Annotated in this window: 12 protein-coding genes and 1 pseudogene; 11 read left to right on the top strand and 2 right to left on the bottom strand. The window is 65.2% G+C overall.

All coding sequences use genetic code 11. The annotated features are described in order from the left end of the window. Positions 1-157: 157 nt before the first annotated feature. On the bottom strand, positions 158-1,864 hold the full coding sequence (locus AC628_RS20575) for a Na/Pi cotransporter family protein (protein WP_074128603.1): 1,707 nt from the start codon (positions 1,862-1,864) through the stop codon (positions 158-160). Positions 1,865-2,207: 343 nt separating this feature from the next. Between AC628_RS20575 and AC628_RS20570 the strand changes: the two genes are divergently transcribed. From AC628_RS20570 to AC628_RS20560, 3 genes are all read left to right on the top strand, one after another. Further along, entirely contained in the window at positions 2,208-2,708 is a 501-nt protein-coding gene (locus AC628_RS20570; RefSeq protein ID WP_074128601.1) for a DUF1269 domain-containing protein, read from the top strand. A 666-nt stretch (positions 2,709-3,374) separates the two neighbouring features. Beyond that, a complete protein-coding gene (locus AC628_RS20565) occupies positions 3,375-4,427 on the top strand; it encodes a patatin-like phospholipase family protein (protein WP_168193413.1) in 1,053 nt (350 codons plus the stop codon). A 4-nt stretch (positions 4,428-4,431) separates the two neighbouring features. Continuing rightward, positions 4,432-5,886 (top strand): GntP family permease, encoded by a 1,455-nt coding sequence (locus AC628_RS20560; protein ID WP_074128599.1) that lies wholly within the window; start codon positions 4,432-4,434, stop codon positions 5,884-5,886. A gap of 73 nt (positions 5,887-5,959) precedes the next feature. Here AC628_RS20560 and phnF read toward each other — a convergent pair whose 3' ends face one another. Then, entirely contained in the window at positions 5,960-6,685 is a 726-nt protein-coding gene (gene phnF / locus AC628_RS20555; RefSeq protein WP_074128598.1) for a phosphonate metabolism transcriptional regulator PhnF, read from the bottom strand. A 116-nt stretch (positions 6,686-6,801) separates the two neighbouring features. Between phnF and phnG the strand changes: the two genes are divergently transcribed. From phnG to phnN, 8 genes and pseudogenes are all read left to right on the top strand, one after another. Next, complete coding sequence (gene phnG, locus AC628_RS20550; RefSeq protein ID WP_074128602.1) at positions 6,802-7,263, top strand: phosphonate C-P lyase system protein PhnG; 462 nt, start codon at positions 6,802-6,804, stop codon at positions 7,261-7,263. Positions 7,264-7,267: 4 nt separating this feature from the next. Further along, a complete protein-coding gene (phnH, locus tag AC628_RS20545) occupies positions 7,268-7,876 on the top strand; it encodes a phosphonate C-P lyase system protein PhnH (RefSeq protein WP_074128597.1) in 609 nt (202 codons plus the stop codon). A gap of 3 nt (positions 7,877-7,879) precedes the next feature. Next, a complete protein-coding gene (locus AC628_RS20540; protein ID WP_074128596.1) occupies positions 7,880-8,983 on the top strand; it encodes a carbon-phosphorus lyase complex subunit in 1,104 nt (367 codons plus the stop codon). Then, entirely contained in the window at positions 8,980-9,864 is an 885-nt protein-coding gene (locus tag AC628_RS20535) for an alpha-D-ribose 1-methylphosphonate 5-phosphate C-P-lyase PhnJ (protein WP_016846424.1), read from the top strand. The genes AC628_RS20540 and AC628_RS20535 overlap by 4 nt, the downstream gene beginning before the upstream one ends. Further along, a complete protein-coding gene (gene phnK / locus AC628_RS20530) occupies positions 9,857-10,654 on the top strand; it encodes a phosphonate C-P lyase system protein PhnK (protein ID WP_074128595.1) in 798 nt (265 codons plus the stop codon). The genes AC628_RS20535 and phnK overlap by 8 nt, the downstream gene beginning before the upstream one ends. Positions 10,655-10,662: 8 nt before the next feature. Beyond that, the gene (phnL, locus tag AC628_RS20525) at positions 10,663-11,361 is read left to right on the top strand and encodes a phosphonate C-P lyase system protein PhnL (RefSeq protein WP_074128594.1); all 699 of its coding nucleotides are present in this window, start codon (positions 10,663-10,665) and stop codon (positions 11,359-11,361) included. A 13-nt stretch (positions 11,362-11,374) separates the two neighbouring features. Continuing rightward, positions 11,375-12,514 (top strand): annotated as a pseudogene (locus AC628_RS20520) (alpha-D-ribose 1-methylphosphonate 5-triphosphate diphosphatase); the annotation flags it as partial. Beyond that, positions 12,488-13,120 (top strand): phosphonate metabolism protein/1,5-bisphosphokinase (PRPP-forming) PhnN, encoded by a 633-nt coding sequence (phnN, locus tag AC628_RS44825; RefSeq protein ID WP_245321246.1) that lies wholly within the window; start codon positions 12,488-12,490, stop codon positions 13,118-13,120. The pseudogene AC628_RS20520 and the gene phnN, both read left to right, overlap by 27 nt. Positions 13,121-13,177: the final 57 nt, after the last annotated feature.

The following is a 13,177-nucleotide window of genomic DNA, read 5'->3' as shown; positions in this document are numbered from 1 at the left end:
ACTATCGAGACCTTGGAAACAGCGATCGCAGACGCCTTCCACACCTTCACACCGCAAGAATGCTCAAACTACTTCCAGGCCGCGGGATATGGTTCAGCGTGATCGGAATCTGCTCTAGCCTACGCGAGTTGCGGGCCCCCTCGATTCTTGTTCCGCACTATGCGCCGTGGCCGAGAAGATGCGCGGCGGAGCGCCAGGCGTGATGCGCGAGCGCTTCAAGGCGCCGTACGGCATCGACGCGGGCGATTGCGTCGTCCGCGACCGCCGTTCCACTCGCCACTGAGGCGAGCGTAGCCTTACGGTGGTCTCTCCGCACTTCGCCGAGCGCTTTCGCGCAGTGTTCCAGATGCGCAAGGGCCTGCTCGGTCAACGTCCCGGCTGAGGCGAGTTCCTTCTCTGGGGTGAGCGACCGCGTCGGTGCAGTTCTCAGCTTGATTTCCGCGGCGTTATCGGAAGCGTCGGGCACGACGGCGACTTCGGCAGCGAGCGATGCCGCGCTACGCATGGCCTCCACGCAGATTTCCGTCGCGTGCATGTCCTGGGAGCCGCCGGGCGGCATACCGAGTTCGATTTCCTCGCCGAAGACTTCGGCGAGGCGAGACGCGTGGTCGAGGGCATGCAGTGTGCTGGTGAGCCGCCGTTGCTCATCCTGCGATTCAGGCGGTCCACTTACCTCTGACATGAACTCCCGTGCCTGGCGCAGGGCAGAGGCAGCTTCCGCCGCTTGCATTGTGTTCTGTCGCGCCGGGACGGAGGCATCTGGACTCGCTGCTGACAGTGCCGTCGCCAATGATCCGCACATCGCTTCAAGCGTGCGCGCGACCGTGCGTCGCACGGCCTCAACGGTTGCGATCGGGGTCGCGAGCGCTGCTGGATCCAGGCACCTGGTCAGCAGTGAGCCTCGTTCGGGCAGGATGCGCTCGACGAACCGGGTAAAGCCATTGATCACAGGCAGCAGCACCAGGACGCCGATGACGTTGTAGGCGGTGTGATAGGCTGCAAGCAGCGTGACGCCACCAATGCTGTCCGAGGCGCGGACCAGAAGGGGAATAGTCACGGGGAAGAGCACCAGCGCAATAGCCGCCGCAATCAGCTTGAACAAGATGTACGCCAAGGCCAATCGCTTGGCGGTGCTGCTCGCACCGATTGCCGCCAGGGCAGAACTGGTCGCCGTTCCGATGTTCTGCCCAATGATCAGTGCGCATGCCTGGTCCAGGCCGATGGCTCCCGCATAGTGTGCCGAGAGTGTCACCGCGATAGCCGCGGTCGATGATTGCATCACGGCGGTCATCACCAGTCCGACGACCGCCAGCGCCAGCACCCCGTACAAGCCCGCCCACCAGGTGGCGCCGAGAACGGCCGGCAAGTCTGCCGGGTGCAACTGTTCGGCTAGTCCTCCCATGCCCTGCTGCAAGGTCGTGAGCGCGAACAACACCAGCGCGAACCCCGCAAGGGCTGCTCCCGCGGCGGATACACGGCCACCGCCCAATAGTTTGATCAGCGCGCCGACGAAAATCATCGGGAGCGCCGCAGCCGTGAGGGAGACGCGAACGCCGATCAGCGCAACGAGCCAGCCGGTTCCCGTGGTTCCGACATTCGCGCCGAACACGAGGGCCAGCCCTTGCGGAAAGGTCAGCACGCCCGCGCTTACCAGACCGATGGTGGTCATGGTCGTTGCGCTGGACGATTGCACGATCAAGGTCACGATGGCGCCCCACAGCGCACCGGACAGCGGGGTCGCCGCTGCCTTGCTTAGGACCGTCCGCAACTTGGATCCGGCGAGTCCCTTGAGGCCGGCGGTCATGACGCTCATGCCAAGCAGGAACAGACCAACTCCACCGAGGACCGAAATCGCCGTCGACATCGTGCTCTCTTCGCGGTGCATCGACAATTGGACCAATCAAGCTAAAGCAGGGGCGCCTTGAAGTCAGCACGGGATGAGGATTGTCATCCGGCGGACCAAGCGACGGCTTTTGGTCGCACGGGTCGAACTCAGAACAGCGCGGCAGACGGGCTTCCCGCGAGTCCTTGTTCGAGACACATGCGACAATGTCGCTTACTCAATTGCACCGAGCGCTAAAAACATCTCGGGATTGTGAAGCTGCGTGCATGATTGGGCGGCAAGAGACTTTCGGGTCTGTGCTAAGTTTCGGCGGTGCATCACGCGCGGAATAGGGGCAGCACTTCGAGCCATCAAGGAGTGTTCAATGTCAGATCTCGTTGCGATCGTGTACCCATCCGAAGTCAAAGCAGAGGAAGTTCGGCAAAAAATACTTAAGCTTCAAGGCGAGTATCTGATCACGATCAGCGATGCCGTGATCGCAGTCAAAACCGAGGACTCTGTAAAGCTCAATCAGCTTGTGAACACCACCATGACCGGCGCCGCCAGCGGCAGCTTCTGGGGGCTGCTCTTGGGGATGGTCTTCCTGAATCCTCTTCTCGGCGTGGCTCTCGGAGCCGGCGCAGGCGCTTTGAGCGGTGCGCTGACCGATTTCGGGATCAGAGACCAGTTCATGAAGGATCTTGCGTCGAAGGTGAAATCGGGAGATGCCGTTCTGTTCCTGCTGATCAAGTCTATGACCTCAGACAAGGTTCTCAATGCGATCAAGGATGCGGGAGGGATCGTCCTGACGACCTCGCTCGATGAAAAGAAGGAGCAGCACCTTCGCGACACGCTCGCAGCCGCAACTCAGGCCAAGGCTGCCTAGCGAGTGAGGCAAAGCCTGGCGCCAGCGTCAAAGCATCGCCGGGAACGGTAGTCGCTGCGCTGTCACGGCAGCCGCTGTGGCAGCCGAATACGCTACAGTTTTGCGTAGGGATCAGCCCAACGGCATCGATCCCTGGGCGGGATCGCCCGCGAAGGAGGCCGGCTGCAGCCATGCGGCTCCGCGGCCGCTCAGCCGGTTGCCTTCCGCGCTGTGAAAAGCCGGGAGAAAATCATGCGAAGATTGCTTCTATGGGGGCTCGCACTTGGAATTGCTTCGGTGGCGATTACGGCGACCAGCGGTGGTTCACAAGCCGGCCTTATTGCGCCGCTGGGCCTGCGTCAGGCCGCCGACGAACTTCGTCTCGCGGAAACCGTCCAATTCACCTGGAGGGGCCAGCGCTACTGTTGGTACAGCAGGGGATGGCGCGGTGGCGGCTGGTATCGGTGTGGTTTTGGTTCAAGGCGCGGCATGGGCTGGGGTGGTCCGGCGGGATGGCACGGATGGCGACGGCCGGGCCACCGCCCGGTCACTCGGCCTCCGAGACCGGGTCGGCCAGCAATCGAGCGTCCGCGGCCACTCCCGCAACCGCTCCCTGGCAGGACCTGACGGCTTCCTTGTCTGTCGTTCGCCGGCGGCGACGTGGCCGCACGCCAGTCGGAGCCCGCGATGTCGTTGAAGGAGCCGCAAACACGCGCGGGCCAAGCGCGCGATGCCGTTCTGGTCGATCTCGCGCTGCAGGGTGGTGGATCGCACGGCGCTTTTACTTGGGGGGTGCTCGATCGGCTCATGGATGAGCCGTGGCTGCGTATCGAGGCGATATCAGGCACGTCGGCCGGCGCGATGAACGCCGTCGTGCTGGCGGGCGGTTTTATGACCAATGGCCCGGCCGGTGCCAAGTCTGCATTGGAGGCCTTCTGGCGGCGGGTCGCTGACTCAGCGCGGTTCAGTCCCATTCGGCGAAGCCCGCTGGACGTCATCCTCGGTCGCTGGACCCTTGATACGTCGCCCTTCTATCTCGCCTTCGATCTGGCGAGCCGCGTGTTTTCACCTTACGACCTGAATCTTGCCGGTACAAACCCTTTGCACCAGGTCCTCGCCGAGTCGGTCGATTTTCGACAAATCGCGAACTCCCCGATCCGGTTGTTCGTGACGGCGACCAACGTTCATACCGGCCGCGGGCGTGTGTTTCGCAACGCCGAGCTTACACCCGACGTTCTGCTCGCTTCCGCCTGCTTGCCGACTCTGTTCCGCGCGATAGAGATCGACGGCGAGCCCTATTGGGATGGCGGCTACTCCGGGAACCCGACGATCACGCCGCTCGTTCGCGAGTGCAACTCGCATGACACGCTTCTCGTCGCGGTCAACCCGGTCGAGCGACCCGGGACACCGCGCTCCGCGCGCGAGATCCTCGATCGGTTGAACGAGGTTGCATTCAACGCCACGCTGCTCAAGGAGTTGCGCATGATCGCGCTGCTGCGGCAGGTCGCGGACGCCGGGAGCTCCGAGGGACGCAAATGGGCTGAGATGCGCATTCATCTGATCGCGAGCAAGGTGCTGGCCGAGCTCGGCGTGTCGTCAAAGCTGAATGCCGAGTGGGATTTTCTCTGCATGCTGCGCGACGAGGGCCGCCGTGCCGCGGAGGCATTCCTCGCCGCGAACGACCAGAACATCGGCCGGCGCTCCTCGATGGATTTGGATTTGCTCTTGCGGCAGGTTTGACGTCATGGGCCTCGTCGGAATCCTGGTTGCCCTTGGCCTGCTCATCTGGCTCTCGTTCCGCGGATGGAGCGTGCTCCTCCTGGCGCCGGCTGCCGCGATCGTCGCTGCTGCTTTCGCCGGAGAGCCTTTGCTTGCCCATTGGACGCAGACCTTCATGGGCGGCGCTGCGCAGTTCATCGCGCAATTCTTCCCAATATTTCTGCTCGGTGCGCTGTTCGGCAAGCTCATGGACGACAGCGGATCGGTCCACGCCATCGCGCATTTCATGAGCACCAAGCTCGGGGCGCGTCGTGCAATCCTCGCTGTGGTGCTTGCCGGCGCGATCGTCACCTACGGCGGGGTAAGCCTTTTCGTCGCCTTTTTCGTTTTGGCGCCGATGGCACGGGAAATGTTTCGCGTCGCGAACATCCCGCATCGGCTCATGCCGGCCACCATCGCGTTGGGCACCTCCACATTCACGATGTCGGCACTGCCCGGAACGCCCGCGATTCAAAATACGATTCCGATGCCGTTCTTCGGAACCACGCCGTTTGCGGCGCCCGGATTGGGAATCATCGCTGCTGCGATCATGCTCGCATTCGGGCTCTGGTGGCTCAGCCGCGCCGAGGAATCGGCGCGCAAGACCGGTGAAGGCTATGGCGGAGACGAAGGGCTCGTCAGCGGAGCGGTCGCTGACGATCAATTCATCCGCGAGCGCGCTACATCGTCCCACGAGTTCGATCCGGCCGAAATAGCGCATGGCAAGCGCGGCGATATGCCGCCACCGATCGGCACGGCGATCGTCCCGCTGCTCGTGGTCGTGGGCGTGAACCTGCTGATGTCGCTCCTGATCCTGCCACGCCTCGATTTTTCGTTCCTCGCGCAGGAGCGCTGGGGCGGGACATCCCTTGCCGGCGTTGCCGGGGTGTGGTCGGTCGCAGTTGCTCTCGCCGCCGCCACGGCAACGCTCATCGCGCTCAATCGACCCCGTCTGACGGATTTGAGGGCGAGCATGGATGCCGGCGCCAACGCCTCGGTGCTCCCCATCTTCAGCGTCGCAAGCCTGGTCGGCTTTGGAGCCGTCGTCGCTGCACTGCCGGGCTTTGCGTTGGTGCGCGATTGGATGCTGTCGATCTCCGGCGGTCCACTCGTTTCTCTCGCCATCGCGACAAACATCCTTGCCGCATTGACCGGCTCCGCTTCCGGCGGATTGACCATTGCGCTCGATGCCCTTGGCGACACATACCTGCAAATTGCGCAGACTGCCCATATCGACCCGGGGCTCATGCACCGGGTTGCCGTGATCGGCTCAGGCACCCTGGACAGTCTGCCGCACAACGGCGCCGTCGTGACGCTGCTGGCGGTCTGCGGCTCGACCCATCGCAAGAGCTACTTCGACATGGTGATGGCCAATATCGTTGGGCCGATCATCGCCTTGGCCATCGTTATCGCGTTGGGTTCGGTGCTCGGATCTTTTTAGTCGGCGCACGCGGGTGATGCCGCGGGCATGCGACGACTGCTTAAACTTCCAGTTCGGATTGCAGTGGGGACCGTCAGCCGTTCTCGACCAGGAATTCCACGCGCTCGGCGGCGAAGCGCGAGCGCTTGGTCACCAGCGGCCGGTCCAGCATGTCGACGTCGGTCGCGTCGACCACCAGCACCGGCCGTCCCAGTGGCAGATCGAGCCGCGCGGCGTCGGTGGCATCGACGATCGCCGCGGTGATCCGGGTCGATGCGCGATGGTAATCCTTCACGCCGTAATGTCCGAGCAGCTTCGTCATCGAATGGACGTTGGCGAACACGCTGCCGGCATCGGGAAACCGCTCGGCCGACAGCCAGGTGGTGGAGACGCAGATCGGCGTCCGGTCGGCGAGCCGCACCGCTTCGATCCGGATCAGCGGGGCGCCGATCTTCAGGCCGAGCTCGCGCGCGATCTCGCGGTTGGCAATATCCTCGCCGGCCTCGATCAGCTGGCCGCGCGGCTCGTGGCCGCCGGCGCCGACGATCTCCGAGAATCGCGTGCGTGAGCGCAAGGGATAGGCGAGGCGCTGGGCTTCGACATAGGTGCCGCTGCCGCGTTCGGCGCGCACCAGGCCGCGCTCCGCCAGTGCGGCGAGCGCGCGTCGCACGGTGTGGCGGTTGACCCGGTAAGTCTCGGCGATCTCCATCTCGCCGGGCAGCTTTTCGCCGGCGGCGAAGCGGCCGTCAGCGATGCCGCGCTCGATGCCGTCAGCGACTTGCCGCCACAAGGCGACGCCGGAACTTTCCTGCATGCTCATCGCGCGGTGATACCAGAAATCTTCGGTTTGTCACGAAACAGTCATGGCGCTCGGCTATCAAGTTGTCTATTATCATAGACAACTTGATGCAAGCAAGGTTGCCCATGAATCCGACCATGAGTTCGACCGGACCAGACAGCAGGCAGGCCCAGCGCAAGGCCGCGATGACCGTGCTGGCGCACTCCGCCGCAGCCGACATCGCAGGCAGGCTGGCGGCGATCGCGATCCCGAAGCATGAGAACCTGCGCGAGCCGGAGAACGGCCTCGTGATGATGCGCGGGCGGGTCGGCGGCGACGGCGCGCCGTTCAATCTCGGCGAGGCGACGGTGTCGCGTGCGGCGGTGCGGCTTGCGAGCGGCGAGGTCGGCTTCGGCTACACGCTCGGCCGCGACGCGCAGAAGGCGCAGATGATCGCGCTGTGCGACGCCATGGTGCAGTCGGCGGAGTTGTCCGGCGAGGTGGAGGCCAAGGTGATCGCGCCGCTGCGTGCCGCTGTGAACGCCGAGCGCGCACGCAAAGCCGCGGAGACCGCGGCGACGCGGGTTGATTTCTACACGATGGTGCGCGGTGAGGGGTGATGCAATGACGACGATTGCCGAAATGCCCGCAGGCTTTGCCGACAAGGTGCTGTCGGCGCAATCCACGTTCCGTTCCGTGATGGATGCGATGGCGCGTCCGGGCAGCGTGCAGCGCGTCGCCGCTGATGTCGGAACACCCGCCGGGATGATGCGCGGCTCGGCCGCGATCGCGCTGACGCTGTTCGATCACGACACGCCGATCTGGCTCGATGCCGCGATGTCGGCGACGCCGGACGTCGCCCGCTGGCTGAAATTTCACGCCAGCGCGCCGGTGGTCGGCGATTCCTCGATCGCGAGCTTTGCGCTGATCGGCGATGCCGCGAACCTGCCGGCGCTGGAGCGCTTCGCGTTCGGCAGCAACGAATATCCGGACCGGTCGACCACGCTGATCCTGCAGGTCGACAGCCTGACGCAGGGCCCGGCCTTCGAGCTGAAGGGGCCCGGCATCGACGGCAGCGCGCTGCTGCAGGCGATGATCAAGCCGCGCGATTTGTTCCAGCGGCTGTCGATCAATGAAGTCCTGTTTCCGCGCGGCATCGATGTCGTGCTGGTCCATGACGACAGCATCGTCGCGATCCCGCGCACCGCGCGGCTGATCGCAAGCGGAGTGTGAGCGATGTATGTAGCCGTCAAGGGAGGCGAGCGCGCCATCGAAAACGCCCATCGGCTGCTGGCGCATGAGCGACGCGGCGATCGCGCTGTGCCTGAGGTGACGCTGGCGCAGATCTCCGAACAGCTCGCGCTCGGCGTCGACCGCGTGATGACTGAAGGTTCGCTGTATGACCGCGAGCTTGCGGCGCTCGCGATCAAGCAGGCGCGCGGCGACATGATCGAGGCGATCTTCCTGGTTCGCGCCTTCCGCGCCACGCTGCCGCGGTTCGGCGCCACCGAGCCGGTCAACACCGGCGAGATGCAGGTGCGGCGGCGCATCTCCTCGACCTTCAAGGACGTTCCGGGCGGCCAGATCCTGGGGCCGACCTTCGATTACACCCATCGCCTGCTCGATCCTCAGCTCGCGGAGGGCTTTGTGCCGGAGCAGCCGGCGACCGCGGAGGCGTCGCAGGCGGCAACGCCGCGGGTCACCGACATTCTCGGCCGCGACGGCCTGATCGAGACCTCGCCGCCGGCAGATAGCGACGCGCCGGTCGGCGACCTCACCCGCGAGCCGCTGAGCTTCCCGGCCGATCGCGACCTGCGGCTGCAGAATCTGGCGCGCGGCGATGAGGGTTTTCTGCTCGCGCTCGGCTATTCGACGCAGCGCGGCTATGGCCGCAACCATCCGTTCGCCGGCGAGATCCGCTTCGGCGAGGTCGAGGTCGAATTCTTCGCCGAGGATGTCGGCTTCGCGGTGCCGCTCGGCTCCGTCGAGCTGACCGAATGCCAGATGGTCAACCAGTTCAAGGGCTCGACGACCGAGGCGCCCTGCTTCACCCGCGGCTATGGCCTTGCCTTCGGCCAGAGCGAACGCAAGACCATGTCGATGGCGCTGGTCGACCGCGCGCTCCGCGCGCGCGAGCTCGGCGAGGAAGCGGGGGCGCCGGCGCAGGACGAAGAGTTCGTGATGTCGCACTCCGATAATGTCCAGTCGACCGGCTTCGTCGAGCATCTCAAGCTGCCGCACTACGTCGACTTCCAGTCCGAGCTCGGCCTGCTGCGCAAGCTGCGGCAGGAATTCGCGGAGGCCAATCAGGCGGTCGAACTGCAGGAGGCCGCGGAATGAACGCGCCGACATACAATTTCGCCTATCTCGACGAGCAGACCAAGCGGATGATCCGCCGCGCGATCCTGAAGGCGATCGCGATCCCCGGCTATCAGGTGCCGTTCGCGAGCCGCGAGATGCCGATGCCCTATGGCTGGGGCACCGGCGGCGTACAGGTGACGGCGGCGATCCTCGGCCCCGACGACGTGCTGAAGGTGATCGACCAAGGCTCCGACGACACCACCAATGCGATCTCGATCCGCAAGTTTTTCGGCAAGACCGCGGGAGTCGCGACCACGACCTCGACCACGGACGCGACCGTGATCCAGACCCGGCACCGCATTCCCGAGGCGTCGCTGCACGCGGGGCAGGTGCTGGTCTATCAGGTGCCGATCCCCGAGCCGCTACGCTTCCTCGAACCGCGCGAGACCGAGACGCGGCGCATGCATGCGCTGGCCGAATATGGGTTGATGCACGTCAAGCTCTACGAGGATATCGCGCGCTTTGGCCACATCGCGACCGCCTACGCCTATCCGGTGAAGGTGAATGCACGCTACGTGATGGACCCGTCGCCGACGCCGAAATTCGACAATCCGAAGATGGACAATTGCGCTGCGCTGCAGCTGTTCGGCGCCGGTCGCGAGAAGCGCATCTACGCGATCCCGCCCTACACCACGGTGGTGTCGCTGGATTTCGAGGATCATCCGTTCACGCGCTATCGCTTCAACGCACCCTGCGCGCTGTGCGGCGCCGACAATTCCTATCTCGACGAGATCGTCACCGACGACAAGGGCGGGCGGATGTTCGTCTGCTCCGACACCGACTTCTGCGAGCAGCGCCAGGCCGCCGGCCATCACGGCACCGAGAGCGCGGCGCCGCACAAGGAGAAGGCGCATGTCTGAGCTCTCGAGCCTCGACAACGACGAGCCGCTGCTGGTGGCTGAAGGGCTTGCCAAGAATTACGGCCGGCTTCCGGCCTGCCGCGATGTCTCGTTCGCGCTCTATCCCGGTGAAGCGCTGGCGATCGTCGGCGAATCCGGGTCGGGCAAGTCGACCTTGCTGCAACTGCTGTCGGCGCAGCTCGCGCCGAGCGCGGGGCGGGTGTCCTACCGCATGCGCGACGGCGTGCTGCGCGATCTCGCCGAACTCGGCGAAGCGGAGCGGCGCTTTTTGTTCCGCACCGACTGGGGCTTTGTGCATCAGGACCCGGCGCAGGGACTGCGCATGGGCGTCTCGGCCGGCGCCAATGTCGGCGAGCGGTTGATGGCGGTCGGCTGGAATCACTACGGTCGTATCAGAGACACCGCATCGACCTGGCTCGACCGGGTCGAGATCGATGTCGGCCGCATCGACGATGCACCGAAGACCTATTCCGGCGGCATGCGGCAGCGCTTGCAGATCGCGCGCAACCTTGTCACCGAGCCGCGGCTGGTGTTCATGGACGAGCCGACCGGCGGCCTCGACGTCTCGGTGCAGGCGCGCCTGCTCGACCTGATGCGCAATCTGGTCAGCGAGCTTGGCCTCGCCGCCATCGTCGTCACCCATGATCTCGCGGTCGCGCGCCTGCTGTCGCATCGCGTGATGGTGATGAAGGGCGGCCGCGTGATCGAGACCGGTCTCACCGACCAGGTGCTCGACGATCCCCGCGAGCCCTATACCCAGCTGCTCGTTTCCTCGATTCTGCCGCCATGAGCTTGCCAATGACCGCGATGATCGAACTTGCCGACGCCGAGAAGACCTTCACCATGCATCTGCAGGGCGGCGTCGAGTTGCCCGTGGTGCGCGGCGTCTCGTTCCACGTCGTAGCAGGCGAATGCGTGGTGCTGTCGGGCCCGTCGGGCGCCGGCAAATCCTCGATCCTGAAGATGATCTTCGGCAATTATCGCTGCGACAGCGGCCGGATCGGCATCCGCCACCACGGCAAGGTGATCGACCTTGCCACCGCCGAACCGCGCCAGGTGCTGAGCATCCGCCGCTCGACGATCGGCTATGTAAGCCAGTTCCTGCGCGCGGTGCCGCGGGTGGCGACCATCGACGTCGTCGCCGAGCCGTTGATCGTCAACGGCGTCGCGCGCGAGGAAGCCCGCGAGCGTGCTGGCAAACTGCTGCGCCGGCTCAACATTCCGGAACGGCTGTGGACCCTGCCGCCCTCGACCTTCTCCGGCGGCGAGCAACAGCGCGTCAACATCGCGCGCGGCTTCATCTCGGACCTGCCGATCCTGCTGCTGGATGAACCCACCGCTTCGCTTGATGCGGCGAATCGCGCAGTGGTGGTCGAGCTGATTGCGGAGAAAAAGACCAAGGGCGTCGCGATGGTCGCGATTGTCCATGACGACGAAATCCGTCATCTGATAGCCGATCGCATCGTCGATGTGACCTCGTTCGCCGCTGCTGCCTGAAGGACCGTTTGAAATGACCGCCAAGCAAGACACCATCATCGGCAACGCCCGGCTGGTCCTCGCCGATCGCGTGATCGAGCAGGGCTGGGTGGCTATCGTTGACGGTAAGATTGCCGAGTTCGGCGAGGGCAGGCCGCCCGGGGCCGCCGAGGACGCCGGCGGCGATCTCCTGATGCCCGGGCTGATCGAGCTGCACACCGACCATCTCGAGATGCACTACGTGCCGCGGCCGAAGGTGTTCTGGAACCCGGTCGCCGCTGTGATCTCCTATGACGGGCAGCTCGCGACCTCAGGCATCACCACGGTGCTGGATTCGCTGCGGGTCTGGCGCGAGGACGGCGCTGAGGATGTCGACGGCCGCGCCGGCGTGCTGGCGGCGGCGATCTCGGCGGCGCGCGAGGAGAATCTGCTGCGCGCCGATCACTTCCTGCATCTGCGCTGCGAGGTGCCGATGCCTGACGTCGTTGCCGAGGCCAAGGAGCTGATCGACCGGCCGGACGTGCGGCTGATGTCGCTGATGGACCATACGCCGGGCCAGCGCCAGTTCCGCGACGAGGTCAAGCTGCGCGATTACTACCGTGGCAAGGGGGGCGGCATGACCGACGCGCAGCTCGACGTGCTGTTCGCCCGCCGCTTCGCCTATCAGAAGGAATATGCTGTCGCGAACACCCGCGCGATCGTCGCGCTGGCGCATGAGTACAAGATCCCGCTGGCGAGCCACGACGACACCACGGACGAGAACGTGGTCGACGCCGTCAACGACAGGGTCGCGGTCGCGGAATTCCCGACCACGATGGAGGCCGCGCGGGGCTTGCACGCGGCCGGCATCGACATATTGATGGGCGCGCCGAACGTCGTGCGCGGCGGCTCGCATTCCGGCAATATCGCCGCCGTCGATCTCGCCGATGAGGGCATGCTCGATATCCTGTCGTCGGACTACATTCCGTCGAGCCTGTTGATGGCGGCGCTGCAATTGCCGCGGCATGTGCCGGCGATCGATCTCGCTTCCGCCGTGCGCACCGTGACCAAGACGCCTGCCGAAGCGGTTGGCCTCTCCGATCGCGGCGAGATCGCGGTCGGCCGGCGCGCCGATCTGATCCGCGTGCACGTCGCGCGTGACCTGCCGGTGGTGCGCAGCGTCTGGCGCGAAGGGGGGGAGGGTCGCGTGACCGATGCGTCCGTGATCGCTGAGCAGCGCGCTGCGATCGGGCCGGGCCGGTTGATCCTGGTGGTCGGCCCGAGCGGCGCCGGCAAGGATACGCTGCTTGGGCTCGCGAAAGCGGCCTGCGCCGATGATCGCGGGATCGTGTTTCCCCGCCGCCTGATCACCCGCCAGGCTTCTGCGTCGGAAGACAATGAGGAGGTCAGCGCGGAGGCCTTCCAGCGCGCGGCCGCTAGCGGCGACTACGCCATGCATTGGGAAGCGCACGGCCATCGCTATGCGCTGTCGCGGGCCATCAACGACGATATCCGTGCCGGACGCACCGTGATCGCGAACGTCTCGCGCACGGTGATCGCGGCGGCGCGCCGCAACTATGCCAGTGCCATTGTCGTGCTGGTCACGGCGCCGCCGGACGTGCTGGCCGCTCGGCTCTCGATGCGGGCCCGCAGCAGCGACGGCCTGCTCGCGCAGCGGCTGGCCCGCACCGTCGACGAAAGCACCTCGACGCCCGATTTCACCATCGTCAATTCCGGCACCGCCGAATATCACGCGCGACAGCTTGTCCGCATCATCAAGGGCGAACGCTGGGACGAATAAAGCGTTTTCGAGCGAAGTGGATGCCGGTTCGCGTGAAGAAAACGCGTCGAAACAAGA

The sequence above is a fragment of the Bradyrhizobium sp. NAS96.2 genome (genome assembly GCF_001908235.1).
Taxonomy (GTDB): domain Bacteria; phylum Pseudomonadota; class Alphaproteobacteria; order Rhizobiales; family Xanthobacteraceae; genus Bradyrhizobium.
This window is presented reverse-complemented; position numbering and strand designations above follow the sequence as displayed.